This window comes from Mycobacterium sp. SMC-4, assembly GCF_025263265.1.
Classification (GTDB): Bacteria; Actinomycetota; Actinomycetes; order Mycobacteriales; family Mycobacteriaceae; genus Mycobacterium.
Genome location: NZ_CP079869.1, coordinates 5,120,497 through 5,136,588, shown reverse-complemented (window position 1 = coordinate 5,136,588; position 16,092 = coordinate 5,120,497). Strand labels below are relative to the sequence as shown.

Below are 16,092 nucleotides of genomic sequence, written 5' to 3'. Positions count from 1 at the left end.
AGAGCTCCACGCGCCAGCAGCAGGCCGGTGGTGAGGCCGGCGGCCGCGCCGGCGGTCACCGGTCCGGGTCCGCGGCCCCGCACGCCGGGGATCATCAGCAGGGCGCCCAGCATCGAGGCGCTGGTCGCGAGTTCGACGCCGCGCCGGCTGGCTCGGCGTGCGGCGGGCAGGGCGTGCAGGATCCGCCACACCGCGGCCAGGTCGGCGGCGAGCAGGTCAGCCCGCCACGGGGGCCGGCCGTCGTCGGAGATCAGCCCGATGGAGACGTCCGCCACCGAAAGTGCTTGCGGCGCAGCCGAAGAGATGACCGCCACGGTGTGGCCGTCCTGCTGCAGGTCGACCACCGTGTCCAGCACCGCCGTGTCGACGGAGCCGGCCAGCGGGTACAGCTCGTCGAAAGACGGGCGCAGGTCGTCGAGTTCGTCACTGTGCACCGAGACCAGATCGACTCCGGCGCGACGCACCTCACCGAGCACACTGGCTGCCATCGGATGATGCACCCGCCGAACGAGCACCTCGGCCCGGGGCGCGCCGTTGGAGCTGCCGTTGTTGCGCAGCGGCGGGCGATGCCACCCGATGCCGAGTTCACCGCGTTCGAGGTGCTCGCGGGCCCACTGCCAGGCCGCGGCCCGGTCGCGATCGGAGATGCCGCGCAGTCGTCCGATCCGCAACTCGCCGGTCAGCAGAGCCCGGGGGTCGACGACGACGGCATCGACCCGGTCGAGTCTGCGGATCGCCTGGGGATCGAGAGCGACGATGTCGTGCTTGTCGGCCAGCCCGCGGCCCAAGGCGGCGGCGAATCCCTCGCGCGCGTTTCGGGCCGCTTTCGGGGTCGTCACGATGGTGGCGGTGGCGGCCTCGTTGATGTTGCGACTGAACAGACCCACCGTGGCCGCAGCCAGACCCTGTGCCACACCGCTGCGGTCGGCGTGACGCTCGATCGGACCGGGCGGCACCGGGCAGGGGCGCGCAGGGGAGGCTCCGGTGTCGGGATCCTCGGCATGCGGCGCGATGATCGGTTCCTGACGCTGCCAGGCGCGGGACCCGGCCAGGGCCTCACCGAGTAGGTGCAGGTGCCGGACCGCGTCCACGGCCAGCGACGACGGCGCCGTGGTCGCGGTGTAGACCGCCGTGGCAGCCAGTGCCAGCGCGGTGTCGGCGGCGTTGTGCCCGAGGCGGCGTTCCACCACCGCGCGCAGCCTCGGCTGGTAGTCGACCAGCGCCACGGTGGCCGCCAATCCCGAGGGCAATGCCGGCCACATCAGCGTGCGGCCCGCGAGGGCGGCGCACAGCCCGACACTGCTGGCGGTGGCGGCGAGTGCTCGTCCGGCCAGGACGATGCCGTCGCCGGGGAGGTCGGTCGGGCCGGCGTCGACGTCGGGGGCTGTGTCACGTTCGACCTCGGCCACCAATTGGCACAGCCGGGCCAACGACGGACCGTTGTCCTCGACGCTGACGATCACCCGTGCCAAGGTGTGATTGAGCCCGATGGTCTGCACGCCGGGTTCGGCGCGGACCGCCGCGAGCACCGCGCGGCCGAGGGCCTTACCGCGGTCACCGGTGAGGCCCCGCACTTCGACCCAGCAACGGTTGTCGTTGCGCCAGCACCGACGGCTGGGGTTGCCGCCGGTGAGCTCTTTGACCGCGGTCACGACGGCCGCGATGTTGTCCTGCTGCCCGGCGGCTTCGATCAGGTGACGCGCCGGCCAGGTGACGGCCGTCGCGGCGCTTCCTACGAACCTTACGAGGACACTCACTTCTTGGTTGCGCGCCGCGTCGCGGTCGCCTTCTTGGCCGGCCGTGACGACCCACGGGCCGAGGCCTTGGTGGCCCGGCGCGGAGCGGTCTTGGCAGACGTCGTCTTGGCAGGCGCTGAGGACTGCGCCCCGCCGGTGGTGCTGGAACCGCCGGACGCGCTGCCGCGCTGCGAGAGCTGATGCAGCACGAGCGCGGTCCCGCCGACAGTGACCAGGACCGGCCATTCCACCAACCCTGCGGCGCCGATGGCACCGATGGTCAGCGCGGCCGCGGCAGAGGATCTACTGCCGTTGTCGAGGCCTTTGCGAACTCCCGTCGCAGCACCTTGGACGGCGCCGACGGTTCCGCTGACGACCGCGCCACCGATCGCTCCGGCAGCCGCAGTAGTCACATTCGCTGTCTTGGTCACTGCTCGGGTGGCCGCCGAAACGATGTTCATCGCGTATCCCTCCCGTTCGATGTTCGTTGATCATTACCCGTGGAATCCGGTTCTACACGGCGAAGGTGAACGGGCCTGGTGCCGACGACCAGCGGGGGCGATGAGGGCGATGAGATTGTCGGGGTACCCGGGTCTAGGTGACTATGAACGACATGGCGTTACCGCTGTCTCCGCCGCTGGAGCCGATGCTGGCCAAGGCCCAGGCTAAGGTGCCCGACGAGCCAGGGGTGTGGTCCTACGAACCGAAATGGGACGGCTTCCTTCACTGGACTTGTCAAGGTTAAGGGGAGCCGCAGGTAGGTTGTCTCGCACGATCGCTACACAGGCCGGCGTGGACATGCCTGTCGTGCCGTGAGTCACCGTGCAGCGCCGTGCTGCGGCGACTACCAGCGCCTGTGGGCGGGGTCCGTCTGGTGGGTGTCGGCTTCGGTTCAGCGGCTTGGTCCCATCATTCCGTGACCCATGCCGGGACCCATCATTCCGTGACCCCTGCCAGGTGCCATCATCCCGCCGTCCATCATTCCGCTCATCATCGCCGGCATTCCTTCGACGACGAATCCGGTGACTTCGCGGGCGTGTTCGCGAATGGCGTTGGTCACTTCGGGGTCGGCGGAGGTCTCGACGACGACCACACCGCTGGGTGTGAGCGTGATCTGACGTTGATAATCGGCGGCGCGGCGGAACAGGGTGGGCAGGCTTGAACTCATGCAGGTGACTTCACTGCCTTGATCGAGGTGGGTATACATCGATGAGACGTGGGCTTGCAGTTCGGCGACGAGGTCGGCGGAGTCAGATTCGGTGGTGGTGCGCACCCCTCCGGGAATCTCTTCGACCCTGCGTCGAAGCTCGGTATGCCGCATGAACATGTTCATGTAGGCGCGCATATCCATTCCGGTCGCGCCACCCATCCCGGGTTGGGCACGGCTGACCGGTATGTCGATAATGTTGCGCAAGACGTACCCCAGGCCGAAGAGGGCCCCACCGGTGGCGAGCATTCTCAACGCCGCTCGCCTGCTCATTCCGTTCATCTCCGATGATCCCTTCTCGTGCTCGACATGTGCCGTGGGAATTTGTTGTCGGCGAACGCGTGGTGCGAGTTGCTCCCGTTCTGGGCGTTGGCGGCATCGTGCCCGACGGTGGGCGACTCGCGAGATAGTCTGAACTGCGCCTGCTGCAGCGTGAATGGGTTTACGCGCGCTACGGACGCGGTGTGGTCGGCGTGGTTGCCGGCGGCTGTGACTGGCCGGGACTCCAGGGGCCTGATGGTCCCATGTTCCCCGGTGACCACGAGCCCTGCGGGCCCATCATGCCCGGGCCCATCATGCCGGGTCCCATCATGCCGGGCGTTCCTTGACAGTGCCCCCGATTACCGCCGAAACCGTCGGTGGCTCTGCCGATGAAGAACCCGGAAAAGAACACCACCGCAACGATGAACACCGCGGCGGCGGCGATGCCACTCCACGCCAAGGCGTGGTTCACCCCTCTGCGCTCTCCGGCCACGGCGATTCGTTCGCTCGTTGATTCAGGTGTATCGGTCATGCTTCCAATCTCCTTCGTCGCATCCAATTTTGAGGTCCTCGGTGGACTGGCACCGCGCTATCGGCCGACGGTGAGCCCGGGACACTTGAGTCATCGCGATTCCTGGTGTTCGCGCAGCAGCGTCAGTCGCCGCCGAAACTCATCCTCGTCGATGTCGCCGCGCGCAAACCGTTGGGCCAGAACACCTTCGGGCCGTGGCGAGGCCACTGAATCCGCGCGGTTGCGCTGGGTATCGCTACCGGCGAGATACCGGACGGCCAGCACGACCGCGGTGATCAGGACGGCCGACAAGAGCACCATCACCGCGCCCATGAGGATCCAGCCGCCCCATCCCCAACCGCCCCACATGCAGCCGTCTGTGCCGTACATCATGGCTGCAAACCCCTTTCACTTGACTGGCCGGGAAATGTCTCACCAGAGAACACGATGTAATGAAGGGGTTCCCGACGGTAGGGCAGATGTGCCTCAACATGCCCACAATCGCGCGCGGAAACCAGCGAAGTGCCTGTCTCCATGAAGCGGTAGTGCCCGACGATCATCTTCCCCTGCTTCCCGGTTCGGTACCCATTCTGCAATACCCCCATAGGTATATCAAGCCCGGTTCCGGGGCTGGCCCCACGAAGGCTTGTCCGTCCATGGGTCACGGCGATCTCGCGGCCCGCGGGTATGCGCTTGATGAGCCGTCGGGTGTCGGGTGGCGCCGCAGCCACAGCCGGATCGCTTCCCGGCGACAGGCGCAGGTACCCGGAGATCATCGGACAACTCCCGGGATCATGAGGACGCCGCCGCTGCTGCGTGGGCTGTCGCGGCTCGGTCGGTCGGCGCAAGGGACAGGGGCTTGGCGCGGCCGGCGCGCACCCCGTTGGCGATGACGACGACCTCGGCAAGCTCGTGTACCAGCACGACGGCGGCCAGACCGAGCACACCGAGCAGCGCCAGCGGTATCAACACGGTGATCAACGCAAGTGAAAGGCCGACGTTCTGCAGCATGATCCGCCGGGCGCGACGGGCGTGGCTGAATGCCTGCGGCAGGTGGCGGAGGTCTTCGCCCATCAACGCCACATCGGCGGTCTCGATGGCTACGTCGGTGCCCATCGCCCCCATCGCGATACCGAGGTCGGCGGTGGCCAGTGCGGGGGCATCGTTGATCCCGTCGCCGACCATGGCTGTGTTGCGCTGAACACGCAGTTCTTCGATGAGGCGCGCCTTGTCCTCGGGGCGTAGCTCGGCGTGTACGTCGTCGATACCGACGTCTTTGGCGAGCGCGGCGGCGGTGGTGTGATTGTCGCCGGTGAGCATCGCGATGTGATAGCCGTCGCGGCGCAGCTGGGCGACGACCTCGGCCGCCTCGGGACGCAGTTCGTCGCGCACGGCGATCGCGCCGACTGTTTGGCCGTCGTCTTCGACGAGCACGGCGGTGGCGCCGGCCCGCTGCATCCGTACCACGTCGTCAGCCAACGCGCCCGCATCGAGCCACCCGGGGCGGCCCAGGCGGATCGTGTTGCCGTCGCGGCGGCCGGTGAGCCCAGCGCCGGTCACCGCCTGCACGTCAGTAGCTGGGGTGACCTCGTCGACGGCGGCCAGGATCGCCGCGGCCAGCGGGTGTTCACTGCGCGCTTCCAGCGCTGCGGCCAGATCGAGCACCTGCTCGCGAGTGGCGCCGTGGGTGGTGGCCACCTCGATGACAGCGGGCCGGTTGGCGGTCAGGGTGCCGGTCTTGTCGAGGGCGACGCCGCGCACCGCACCGAGGGCCTCCAGCGCGGCCCCACCCTTGACCAGCGCACCGAGCTTGCTGGCCGCACCGATCGCGGCGACCACGGTCACGGGCACCGAGATCGCCAACGCGCACGGCGAGGCCGCGACCAGTACCACCAGGGCACGTTCGATCCACACCGCAGGGTCGCCGAGCAGGCTGCCGATCACTGCAATCAGGGCCGCGGCGATCATCACCCCGGGCACCAGCGGCTTGGCGATGCGGTCGGCCAATCGCTGGGAGGCGCCCTTGCGAGACTGTTCGACCTCCACGATCTTCACGATGCGGGCCAGCGAATTGTCCTCGGAGGTGGTGGTGACCTCGACCTGCAGCACGCCGGTGCCGTTGATCGAGCCAGCGAACACCTCGTGGCCCGGTTCGGCTTCCACGGGCACCGACTCACCAGTGATGGCCGAGACATCCAGCGCGGTGCGACCGTCGCGGATGATGCCGTCGGTGGCGATCCGCTCGCCGGGCTTGACCAGCATTCGGTCGCCGACACGCAATTCACTTGAGGACACGACCATCTCGGTGTCGTCTCGCAGAACAGTAGCCTGATCAGGCACCAGCGACAGCAGGGCGCGCAGTCCGCGACGGGTGCGGGCCAGCGAATACTCTTCCAAACCCTCGCTGATCGAGAACAGGAACGCCAGCATCGCGGCTTCGCCGACTTCGCCGAGGAGCACCGCGCCCACAGCGGCGATGGTCATCAACGTGCCCACCCCGATTCTGCCTCTGGCCAGACGCTTGAGCGTGGACGGCACAAAGGTATAGGCGCCGACAACCAAGGCGACCGCTTCCAACGTGAGCACGACCGTCGGCGGCGCACCTGCCCCGCCGGCGATCAACCCGGCCAGCAGGAACACGCCCGCGACGGCCGCGAACTGCAGTTCCCGAACCTGCCACAGGGATTCGGCCTGCTCCTCGGACTGCCCGCTGACGTCGGCCTCGTCTCCGCCGCAACCGCAGGTGTCACTCATTTCTTGGTCACCGTCGCTTCTTCGTCGCATCGCCTCCGTAGACAGGGCACAGCACCACCTGGTTGCCGGTCGCGGCCAGCAGCGATTCCGCCGACGCGAGCAGATCCATCAGCTCGGGGCGAGTCAGGGAGTAGAACATCTGCCGGCCTTCCGGGCGCCCGGTGACCAGGCCGCACTCGCGTAGGCAGGCCAGATGCGCCGACACAGTCGACTGCGCAGTGCCCAACACCCTGGTCAGATCCACCACCCGGGCCTCCCCTTCGGTGAGGCGCTGCAGGATCGCCAACCGGGTGGGATCCGATAGGCCGCGAAACAGCGCTGCCGCCGACGCCAGATCCGCGGCCGATGGGGAAGTAGCCCCTCCTGCTGTCATCGCCATTCAACGATGATAACCGCAAACGCCTATCAATCGCCAGGGGTCGCTGGGCTCACTCGTCCGATGTCAAAACAAAGTCGCTGCAGAGTCCCATGCCGACGGCGCGACGGCGTCTTAGGCCCTTGAGCCGAGGCCGGGGATGATGTCGTCGAGCCGGAAGACAACTGGCTGTTCGAGTTGGGCGTAGGTGCACGAGCGTGGGTCGCGGTCGGGCCGCCAGCGGTTGAATTGCGCAGTGTGGCGGAACCGGTCGCCTTCCGTGTGGTCGTAGCGGACCTCGACGACCCTCTCGGGTCGCAGCGGGACGAACGAGAGATCCTTGCCGGCGTTCCAGCGGGAGCTTTCGTTCTTGCGGGGGGTGCGTTCACCGGCTTCGTGGGCGGCCCAGTTCCACGGATGGTCATCGAATGCGGTTATCAGCGGCTGCATTTCGGTGAACAGCTGTCGCCGCTTGGTCATCGGGAACGCGCCGATCACGCCGACGGAGGCGAGGGTGCCGTCGTCGGTGTAGAGCCCGAGCAGCAGGGAGCCGATCGCGTCCTGGCTGGCCTTGTGCACCCGGTAACCGGCGATGACGCAGTCGGCGGTCCGCTGGTGCTTGATCTTGAACATGACCCGCTTGTCGGGTTGATAGGTGACCGTCAAGGGCTTGGCCACGACGCCATCGAGACCCGCCCCCTCGAACTCCTCGAACCACCGATGCGCCATCGTGAGATCCGTCGTCGCAGGAGTGACGTGAACCGAGGGCCCGGAGTCGGCCAACGCCGTGACGAGTGCGGCGCGCCGCTCGGTGAACGGTTTCCCGGTGTAGTCATCGTCACCCAAGGCGAGTAGATCGAACGCTACGAAGGACGCAGGGGTCTGCTTGGCGAGCATCCGTACTCGCGAATCGGCGGGGTGGATGCGTTGTTGCAGTGCTTCGAAATCCAGCTCGTGGTTGGTGGCGATGATGATCTCGCCGTCGATCACGCAACGCTCGGGCAGTTCGGCGGTGACGGCGGCGACCAGTTCTGGGAAGTACCGTGTCAGGGGCCGCTCGTTGCGGCTACCCAGTTCGACTTCGTCGCCGTCGCGGAAGCAGATCGATCGGAAGCCGTCCCACTTCGGTTCATAGGAGGCACCAGAGGGGATTGTCGGCACCGACTTGGCCAGCATCGGCGAGACCGGCGGCATGACGGGAAGCTTCATCGTCTCATTGTGGTCTCTGCTCGGCGAACGGGTTGCCGCCGTGTGAAAGTCGTTGCTGGGCCTCGGATTGGCGGACGCGCAGATGCTTGATGCTTTCTTCGAGGGCGGCGACCTCGCCGAGCCATGCTCGGTCCTTTGCTTCGACGAGGCGCTGCTCGGCGTTCTCGGTCATCTCGTTGATGCGGCCCAACTGGGCGGGGTCGACGCGCAGGAACCGGCATCGGGTACACGCGTGTTCGTGGACGCAGGGTGTGCCGTAGGGGCGGTGGCACTCGCCGAGGGCAACGCGGCGCAGTAGGAAGTGCTCTTCGAAATCGGCCCATTCGTCGTCGTCGGCGACTGTCGCCTCCTCGAATGGGCGCAGTTGGCGGCGACGTTCGATGAACGCCTGATGGGCGGTGACGATCTGCTCGGGGAACACGGCGGTGTAGCCGCGGGTGGTGTCGAGGTTGAGATGTCCGAGTAGCGCTGCGGCGATGTGCAGCGGCAGACCGTTGTTGACGGCATCGGTGGCGAACAGTCGGCGGAAGTCGTGCGGGGTGAAGTGCACCGGTCGACCGGCATCGGTGAGCCCGGCGATCGTGGCGAGGTGGACCAGAATCTGGCGCACGTAGTGCCGTCCCAGCACTTCGTGACGGGTACCCAGAGGGCGTGCGAACAGGTGCGGGAACGGTTCGCTGTGGACCTTGTCGTTGGTGTCGTAGGCGATCGACAGCGGCACGTGATCCTTGCCGGCCTTGGCGCGGCGCAAAACCTCCAACAGCACTCCGACCAGTTCCGGAGTCATCGGGATCAGCCGCTCGCAATCGGTCTTGGACGGCACGATGTGGAGCAAGGGCACCAGCGTGGCCGTTGTGGAGGCGGTGTAGTGCCGCAGCGATAATTGGGTCAGTTCAAGAAGTTCCTCGATGCGAATGCCGGTGTGACGCAGTGTCTCCACGAGCGCCCAACCCCAGAAGCCCTCCTCTTCGAGCGCGGTTACGTCGATGCGCTCGGCACTGCCTCGGATCCATCCCGGCCGCTGCTGTCCGGGTGCCAGGTGCGCCCAAATCCGGGCGCGGGCGTCGCCGTCGCGCCGCAAGGGTGGGCAGTGCCGAAGGAAGGTGAAGCCGTCGATGACGAATTCCTGGTCGTGCGTGCAGGTCAAGGCACGCTGCAGAAGCGTTGCGGTGCGGTCCTTATGCGCTGTAGCCGCAGCCAGGAGTGCCGGCAGCAGCGGGGTAAGCATGCGGGTGCGATCCTGCATGGAGGCCTTCTGGCGGCGTTTCTGCTTGGCCGCCGCGCGACTGAGCGCCCGCGGTACTGGGCACGGCGCGACCCAGACACCCCAGCGGACGGGGTCGTCGTGCGACCACTCGGCCAGGTCGCGGTACATGCCGCGGATGGCGAACAGGATCGAGTGCACTTCGCGTCGCGGGCGGCCGTCGAGGGTCATCGCCAACCGTTCCCGCCACGCCGTCACCACCTCGGCCGAGATCGCCAGGTCCTTTTGGTCCGGATTGATCTGCAGGATCTCCCACCAGAACAATCGGGCCAGGCGGTAGGCAAGTCCCTCCAGCGAGCTGTAGTCCATGTTGGGCTGTAGCTCCTCGAGGTAGCCCACGAGGAGGTCGCGCACTCCTGAGGCGGGGATGCCGTATCGATCGACTAGCGTCGCAGCGCTGTGTTGGCGTGTGTTGCCTCGCGCCGACCACGTCGCCCGCAGCGTAGGCGCCTCCTCGGCCAAGGGGCCCAGGGCGACCAACAGCTCCCAGATGAGGTGTTCGCGGCGCTGTCGCCCCGAGGTGCGCACCACGTCGGCGTAGAACAGCAGATCGTCGCCGCACAGTTGTCCGATGTTCTTCCCGGTGCGGATCATCACCCGCGCCAATGCCTTTTCGGCGTCGTCCTGGTATTTGGGCACCGCGTCCCGGTAGGCGGGCAGCGTACGCAACCGTTCCAAGTCCGGCCCGCCATTGCTGTCGAGGAACCTGCCGAGGGCTACCCGCTGCTTGGAATCCAACAGCCAACTGTAGGACGGCCGCAGTGCGCGTACGCGCAGTAGCGCATTGAGGGCCTTGAGCGTGGGTGACCAATGGTCGTAGTGCGGCAACGCATCATGCTCGATCCAGGTGCGCGGAGCGGCGTCGTAACCGCTGGCCAGCCACCGCTCCTCCCACGTCTGCCCTGAATATTGAGCCAGGACACCCAGCAGGGCCTGCGTTCCCCGAACCATCGGCTGAAGCTGCTGGGGTGGCAGCGTCCGGTGGCGCTCGGTTACGACGTCGCACAACTCAGTGATGGTGAGATGCTGCATCGTCACACCGCGGGCGCCCTCTGGCGGTGATGGGGGCGCGTGGTTGGCGTCGTAGCCCCACAGGGGCCGGGCCAGGCCGGCGGGGCCGAACCGGCTGTCTGCTGGGATCGCTTGCAGATGCGGTGAATCAGGCCGTGACAGCAGCTGGACCTGTGGGCTCATCGCCCGCCGCGTCGCGGCGGCCTGCCGGCGTTGCGGTGATCGGATGTCCTCAGCGCTCAATTCGGCAGCCCCAACAGTTCTCGGACCGCTGCGGGGTCGTAGGCAGGTTCGATCGTCCATGCTTCGATCTTCGGTCGGGCGTGATGCTCAAGGACCTTGCCGATCAAATCTTCCAGGCGAGGCTGGGTGTAGATCTGAGTGGTCGTCACGCTGGCATGCCGCAGGACGGTTTGCACGTCGACCAGCGTGAACGCGGGGTCGGCCAGCATCCGCGCGGCGGCGGTGTGGCGGAAGTCGTGCAACGACCAGTTCGCGCCCAAGCTGGCGTTGGCGCGGCGCAGCACCGCGCGCATTGCGTGGTAGTTCAGCGGTGCCGGCTGAGAGCGTCGGGTCCACCACACCGGACCACCCGGCTCGATCGGCGGGCGTCCAGCCAAATACAGCGCCAGCCATACGAATGAGTCCACTGAGGCCGGAACGGTCTCCCGCATGCGGCTGCCCTTGCTGGTGACCGTGATTGTGTAGCGGCCGGCATCCAGATCACCGTGACGCAAACCGAGCAGCTCCGATGCCCGCACACCCGAGGACAGATAGAAACTCACTAACGCTCGATCGCGGTGGCTGCGCAACGCGTTGAACAGCGCTGCGGCGGCGTCATCGGGGATCGCCCGCCACACCGGCCGTGGGGTCTTCTGCCGGTAGTTGGCGCGCCGAAAGATAGCGAAGTCTTCCATCGGGTTGTGGTGCGCATGCGGTCGGCCACCTTGCCTAGCACGTTGTGCAGGAACGGGATTCACCAGCGGACCCAGATCGACGGCACAGGCGTGGTCATAAAACCCGAATAAGACTGACAGCTGATGGTTGATGGTGCGGGGGGCGTACTTGCCGGACAACTCCGCCTTGCCGGTCACTGCGTTCACCGACCCCGGTGGCGGCCCATCCGGTCGTCGGCGAAGACGTTGCGGATTGGGCGCCGCCCGCAAGTGCTCGACGAACGCGCGGACATCTACGCGCTCGGCTCGCTCCCAACTGATCAGGCGGTCATGCAGGAAACGGAACCACCGCAGAAGGTCGAACGCGTAACTTCGAACTGTGAGTGGACTGCAATCAGACGCCGCCAGTTCGCGAAGGTATGACGTCGCCCCGGGATGCTCGGCATCGGGGAAGATCACCCGCCACGGCAACCCGCTCGGCGCCGACTCCACCCGACCCACCTCGCCCATAGCCGGATCCTCCGCCCGCCGCAGCCACTCCATCGGAAGGCTCGCCGAAGTTCAGTCAACTAGACGCGCCTTGGTGTTCCGTGACGGCGGCCCGGGTCGCGACAGCGTGGTGCTGCTGTCTCGCAGCGGCAAGGATCTGGGCCGTTACTTCCCGGAGGTCGTCGAAGCGGTGCGTGCGGAACTCGCGCCGCGCTGTGTGCTGGACGGGGAGATCGTGGTTCCCCGGCCCATTGCCGGTCGAACCCGGTTGGACTGGGAATCGTTGAGCCAGCGCATCCACCCGGCGGCGAGCCGGATCAAGCTGCTGGCCGCGCAGACCCCCGCGCATTTCATCGGCTTCGACGCGCTCGCGGTCGGAGACAGGTCGTTGCTCAAGGAGCCGTTCCGGACCCGCCGGCAGGCGTTGGTCGACGCCGTCGAGGAGAAGCAGTGGTGTCATGTCACCCGTACCACCGAGGATCCCGATCTGGGTGCGCGGTGGTTGGAGCAGTTCGAGGGTGCCGGTCTGGACGGTGTGATCGCCAAACGTCTCGACGGGCCCTACCTGCCCGGTAAGCGAGAGATGGTCAAGGTCAAACACCACCGCGACGCGGACTGCGTGGCGATCGGCTACCGGATCCACAAGAGCGGCCAAGGGATCGGATCGATCCTGCTCGGGCTGTACCGCGACGACGGCGAGTTGCAGATGGTCGGCGGTGCCGCCGCGTTCACCGCGAAGGCCCGGCTGGCACTGCTGGGCGACCTGGAACCCCTGCGGGTCGGCGACGACCTGCGCGACGGGGAGCCCAGCCGATGGAACTCCGCGGCCGACAAGCGCTGGATCCCGGTGCGGCCCGAGCGGGTGTGCGAGGTGGCCTACGACCAGATGGAGGGCGACAGGTTCCGGCACGCGGTGAAGTTCCTGCGCTGGCGGCCCGACCGCGACCCGGGCAGCTGCACGTTCGACCAACTCGACGTGCCGGTGAACTTCGATCTCCACGACGTGCTGGAAGGATCCTGATGGCCGGAAAAGACTCAGCCGCAACCGAAGTCGACGTCGACGGGATAAAGGTCCGGCTGACCAGCCCGGACAAACCGTACTTCCCGAAGCTGGGCAAACACGGCACCAAAGGCAAACTCTTCGAGTACTACCTCGCCGTCGCCGGTCCCATGGTCGAACTGCTGCGCGACCGTCCCGTGCACCTACAGCGCTTTCCCGACGGCATCGACGGCGAGGAGATCTACCAGAAACGGTTACCGCAGAAGCGGCCCGACTACCTGCAGTCGTGCACCGTGACATTTCCGTCCGGCCGTACCGCCGACGCGCTGAAGATCACCCACGCCTCGGCCATCGCGTGGGCGGCGCAGATGGGCTCGGTGACGCTGCATCCCTGGCAGGTCCGTTGCCCGGACACCGAGCATCCCGACGAACTGCGCATCGACCTGGACCCGCAACCCGGCACCGGGTTCGTCGAGGCGCGCAGTGTGGCCGCCGACGTGCTCAAGCCACTGCTCGACGAGTTGGGGCTGGTCGGCTATCCGAAGACCTCCGGCGGGCGCGGGGTACATGTGTTCCTTCGCATCGCCACCGACTGGGACTTCGTGGCCGTGCGCCGCGCCGGTATCGCGCTGGCTCGCGAGGTCGAACGGCGCGCGCCTGAGGCGGTGACCACCTCCTGGTGGAAGGAAGAGCGGGGCGCGCGGCTGTTCATCGACTACAACCAGAACGCCCGAGACCGGACGTTCGCCTCGGCGTATTCGGTGCGCAAGACCCCGATCGCGACGGTGTCGACACCGCTGACCTGGGGTGAACTGCGAGAGGCCGACCCGGACGACTACACGATCCGTACGGTGCCCGACTTCGTCGCCGGTCGGCCCGACCCGTGGGCCGGTATCGACGACAAGGCCCAGTCGATCGAACCGCTGCAGGAGATGATCGCGGCCGATGAGGAACGGGGCCTCGGGGACCTGCCGTATCCACCGAGCTATCCGAAGATGCCGGGCGAACCACCGCGCGTGCAACCGAGCAAGAAGGTCGCTGCGCACTGGGACTCCGAGGGTAACCGCATAGCCGACTAGCGCGACGACGATACCCTGCAGTGCATGCCGACCGCACAGAGGTGGAACACCCTTCGCAAACTGCTGGCCGCCGTGGCGATCATCGGGTTGCTGGCCAGCGGTGTCGGTATCGCTTCGGTGATGATCTTCTCCCGGCCCGACCCCGACCAATCTGCGGCGCAGCGCACTCCGCCACCGCCGCCACCACCGTCGGTGCCGACGACCGAAGAGTTCCTCATCGGTGTCGTCGTCACCGCGCAGGAATGCGACCCGGGTGGGCTCTGTCGATACGTCTACACCATCGATCCGAAATACGTAGGCCTGCATGCTTTTCCGGAGACCCCGTTCACGGTCGAGTACGAGGTGGTCGGCGGCATCGAGCCCCAGCCCGGCGAATTCACCGTCGAGGGCCAGCAGGCCCAGATCCTCAAGGACGTCGTCGTCGAGGGTCCGCCCGGAGCGGTCCTGCAGGTCAACGTGCTGCGGGTGATCGGGTAGACATTTCGCTATGACGACACCGTCCGAGCGCAACCGCTGGATCCGTAACTTCACCCCCGCGCCGAATGCTCACATGCGGCTGCTGTGCTTCCCGCACGCGGGCGGCTCGGCCAGCTACTACTTCCCGCTGTCGCGGGCGCTGAGCCCGGAGTTCGACGTGTTCGCGGTGCAGTACCCGGGCCGGCAGGACCGGCACAGCGAGCCGTTCATCGAGACCATTGAGGAACTGGCCGACCGGGTATTCGACGTGCTGGGTGATCTGGCCGACGCTCCGGTGGCGTTCTTCGGTCACAGCATGGGTGCGGTGCTGGCGTTCGAGGTGACCCGCCGACTGGAACAGACAGGACGATCTCCCTCGGTGGTGTTCGTCTCCGGATCACGCGCGCCGCACCGTTACGCCGACGACGGTTCGTCGCGCACCGACGCCGACCTCATCGAGGTGATGCGTGATCTGGGTGGCACCGACCCCCGCGTGCTGGGTGACCAGGATCTGCTGGAAACCTTCCTGCCACCGTTCCGCAACGACTTCCGCGCACTGGCCGACTACCGGCGCGGCCCCGAGGCCGGCGTCAGCACTCCGCTGGTGGTGATGACCGCGACCGACGACCCGAAGACCAGCGAGGCCGACGCTCGCGCCTGGGACGCCCACACCACCGGTCCGGTCGAGGTGCACACGTTCACCGGAGGGCACTTCTACCTGGAGAAGCAGGCCCCTCGGGTGATCGACGTGATCGCGCAGCGGCTACGCAGCATCGACTGAACCGGACACTCAGCGCCCGGCGGGTACCACCCCGCGTGGCTGGGGCAGCGGCAGATCGTTGTAGGTGGCGATACCCGGGGGCGCGGCGACCACCGCGGGGATGGCGTGGATAGGCGGCATCGCGGTCATGATGTGGCCGAGCACGAAGAAGTCCTCGAGGGTCTTGGCGTTCTCGATCATGTCCTGCGGCGGCAGGAAACCGACCGCCATGTTCACCGTGGGCCGGCCGTCGATGGTGATCTTCCACCCGTCGCCGTCGAGCTGCCAGTCCGGCTCCAGGGTTTGGCCCTTCTTCCACCGGACGTTGATGTCGATCACGGTCTTGCCCTGATGGATGCCCTGCCAGCTGGCATAGACCCCGGCGACGTGACCGGCGGGGATGGTCCACGACGCCATCTGCAGATCCTCGGTGGTCTGGGCGTACTCGGACACACAGGTGATCTCGTCGAGTTCGATGCCCAGCGCGTCGGCGACCAGTTGCACGGCTTCGGCGAACACCGCGGTCCCGCGGGCGGCCATCGGCGGCAGCTCCGGGTCGTCGATCGCCGTGCCGAAGCCCACCGGGCGCTCGGTGTCGGGGGAGTCATAGAGCGTGGTGTCTGCCGACTCGGCGATGGTCACCTTGTCGATGCGGTCACACGCGGTTCCGGCGACGATGGCCAGCAGCTCGGCGAAGCCGGGGCTGACGCCGGAACCGAACAGCGTCGCTCCGCCGCGCCGACACGCGTCGGCGAGTTTGTCGCGGCCGTCGCCGAGGTTGCCTCCGGTGATGAACGACGCCGAGGCGACGACGTTGACGCCGGCCTCCAGGATTCGCACCAGCTCGTCGACGTCGATCCACATCGGGTTGTAGACGACGACGTCGGGCTTGAGCGCGAGCAGCGCGGCCACGTCATCGGTGGCGGCGACACCGAGTGGTTCGATGCCGGCCAGCTCACCGACGTCGCGACCGACCTTGTCCGCTGACCAGGCGTAACAACCGACCATCTCAAGGTTCGGATTCTTCGCTATCGCCGCGACAGAGCTCTTTCCGACATTTCCGGTCGTCCACTGGACGACCCGGTACGACGCATTGTTGGGCAC

14 protein-coding genes and 1 pseudogene are annotated in these 16,092 nt (G+C 67.1%); 5 read left to right on the top strand and 10 right to left on the bottom strand.

Going from position 1 to position 16,092, the window contains the following annotated elements:
• Positions 1-1,753 precede the first annotated feature (1,753 nt).
• Positions 1,754-2,197, bottom strand: coding sequence for a hypothetical protein (locus KXD98_RS24515; protein ID WP_260760902.1), 444 nt, complete (start codon positions 2,195-2,197; stop codon positions 1,754-1,756).
• Between the two features lie 152 nt (positions 2,198-2,349).
• Here KXD98_RS24515 and KXD98_RS24510 point away from each other — a divergent pair.
• A pseudogene (locus KXD98_RS24510) lies at positions 2,350-2,457 on the top strand (ATP-dependent DNA ligase); the annotation flags it as partial.
• Between the two features lie 171 nt (positions 2,458-2,628).
• Here KXD98_RS24510 and KXD98_RS24505 read toward each other — a convergent pair.
• The 8 genes from KXD98_RS24505 to KXD98_RS24470 form a co-directional block, all read right to left on the bottom strand.
• On the bottom strand, positions 2,629-3,225 hold the full coding sequence (locus tag KXD98_RS24505) for a hypothetical protein (protein WP_168142930.1): 597 nt from the start codon (positions 3,223-3,225) through the stop codon (positions 2,629-2,631).
• A 169-nt stretch (positions 3,226-3,394) separates the two neighbouring features.
• Complete coding sequence (locus tag KXD98_RS24500) at positions 3,395-3,763, bottom strand: hypothetical protein (RefSeq protein ID WP_260760901.1); 369 nt, start codon at positions 3,761-3,763, stop codon at positions 3,395-3,397.
• Positions 3,764-3,826: 63 nt separating this feature from the next.
• Complete coding sequence (locus KXD98_RS24495) at positions 3,827-4,108, bottom strand: SHOCT domain-containing protein (RefSeq protein WP_168142932.1); 282 nt, start codon at positions 4,106-4,108, stop codon at positions 3,827-3,829.
• A gap of 399 nt (positions 4,109-4,507) precedes the next feature.
• Positions 4,508-6,499, bottom strand: a complete 1,992-nt coding sequence (locus tag KXD98_RS24490) for a heavy metal translocating P-type ATPase (protein WP_396881992.1) — start codon at positions 6,497-6,499, stop codon at positions 4,508-4,510.
• Complete coding sequence (locus KXD98_RS24485; protein WP_260760899.1) at positions 6,477-6,848, bottom strand: helix-turn-helix transcriptional regulator; 372 nt, start codon at positions 6,846-6,848, stop codon at positions 6,477-6,479. The genes KXD98_RS24490 and KXD98_RS24485 overlap by 23 nt, the downstream gene beginning before the upstream one ends.
• Before the next feature lie 111 nt (positions 6,849-6,959).
• On the bottom strand, positions 6,960-8,033 hold the full coding sequence (locus KXD98_RS24480; protein ID WP_260760898.1) for an ATP-dependent DNA ligase: 1,074 nt from the start codon (positions 8,031-8,033) through the stop codon (positions 6,960-6,962).
• Positions 8,034-8,037: 4 nt separating this feature from the next.
• Positions 8,038-10,551: a site-specific integrase gene (locus KXD98_RS24475; RefSeq protein WP_235690112.1), complete on the bottom strand. Its 2,514-nt coding sequence runs from the start codon at positions 10,549-10,551 to the stop codon at positions 8,038-8,040.
• The gene (locus tag KXD98_RS24470) at positions 10,548-11,714 is read right to left on the bottom strand and encodes a tyrosine-type recombinase/integrase (RefSeq protein WP_260760897.1); all 1,167 of its coding nucleotides are present in this window, start codon (positions 11,712-11,714) and stop codon (positions 10,548-10,550) included. Before KXD98_RS24470 ends, KXD98_RS24475 begins: the two co-directional genes overlap by 4 nt.
• A gap of 31 nt (positions 11,715-11,745) precedes the next feature.
• Between KXD98_RS24470 and KXD98_RS24465 the strand changes: the two genes are divergently transcribed.
• Genes KXD98_RS24465 through KXD98_RS24450 form a run of 4 tightly spaced genes read left to right on the top strand, consistent with a single transcriptional unit; the run spans position 11,746 to position 15,009 of the window.
• Positions 11,746-12,714: an ATP-dependent DNA ligase gene (locus tag KXD98_RS24465; RefSeq protein ID WP_260765394.1), complete on the top strand. Its 969-nt coding sequence runs from the start codon at positions 11,746-11,748 to the stop codon at positions 12,712-12,714.
• Positions 12,714-13,772, top strand: a complete 1,059-nt coding sequence (gene ligD / locus KXD98_RS24460; protein ID WP_260760896.1) for a non-homologous end-joining DNA ligase — start codon at positions 12,714-12,716, stop codon at positions 13,770-13,772. The genes KXD98_RS24465 and ligD overlap by 1 nt, the downstream gene beginning before the upstream one ends.
• A gap of 24 nt (positions 13,773-13,796) precedes the next feature.
• The gene (locus tag KXD98_RS24455) at positions 13,797-14,249 is read left to right on the top strand and encodes a hypothetical protein (protein WP_260760895.1); all 453 of its coding nucleotides are present in this window, start codon (positions 13,797-13,799) and stop codon (positions 14,247-14,249) included.
• 10 nt (positions 14,250-14,259) lie between these two features.
• Positions 14,260-15,009, top strand: a complete 750-nt coding sequence (locus KXD98_RS24450) for a thioesterase II family protein (protein WP_260760894.1) — start codon at positions 14,260-14,262, stop codon at positions 15,007-15,009.
• 9 nt (positions 15,010-15,018) lie between these two features.
• Here KXD98_RS24450 and KXD98_RS24445 read toward each other — a convergent pair whose 3' ends face one another.
• Positions 15,019-16,092, bottom strand: coding sequence for a dihydrodipicolinate reductase (locus KXD98_RS24445; RefSeq protein WP_260760893.1), 1,074 nt, complete (start codon positions 16,090-16,092; stop codon positions 15,019-15,021).

Bases quoted from the DNA above. Each gene is read 5' to 3' on its own strand.
- KXD98_RS24455 (WP_260760895.1), top strand. From the start codon at position 13,797: ATGCCGACCGCACAGAGGTGGAACACCCTTCGCAAACTGCTGGCCGCC.
- KXD98_RS24495 (WP_168142932.1), bottom strand. From the start codon at position 4,108: ATGATGTACGGCACAGACGGCTGCATGTGGGGCGGTTGGGGATGGGGC.
- KXD98_RS24505 (WP_168142930.1), bottom strand. From the start codon at position 3,225: ATGAACGGAATGAGCAGGCGAGCGGCGTTGAGAATGCTCGCCACCGGT.
- KXD98_RS24470 (WP_260760897.1), bottom strand. From the start codon at position 11,714: ATGGGCGAGGTGGGTCGGGTGGAGTCGGCGCCGAGCGGGTTGCCGTGG.
- KXD98_RS24485 (WP_260760899.1), bottom strand. From the start codon at position 6,848: ATGGCGATGACAGCAGGAGGGGCTACTTCCCCATCGGCCGCGGATCTG.
- KXD98_RS24490 (WP_396881992.1), bottom strand. From the start codon at position 6,499: ATGCGACGAAGAAGCGACGGTGACCAAGAAATGAGTGACACCTGCGGT.
- KXD98_RS24515 (WP_260760902.1), bottom strand. From the start codon at position 2,197: ATGAACATCGTTTCGGCGGCCACCCGAGCAGTGACCAAGACAGCGAAT.
- ligD (WP_260760896.1), top strand. From the start codon at position 12,714: ATGGCCGGAAAAGACTCAGCCGCAACCGAAGTCGACGTCGACGGGATA.
- KXD98_RS24450 (WP_260760894.1), top strand. From the start codon at position 14,260: ATGACGACACCGTCCGAGCGCAACCGCTGGATCCGTAACTTCACCCCC.
- KXD98_RS24480 (WP_260760898.1), bottom strand. From the start codon at position 8,033: ATGAAGCTTCCCGTCATGCCGCCGGTCTCGCCGATGCTGGCCAAGTCG.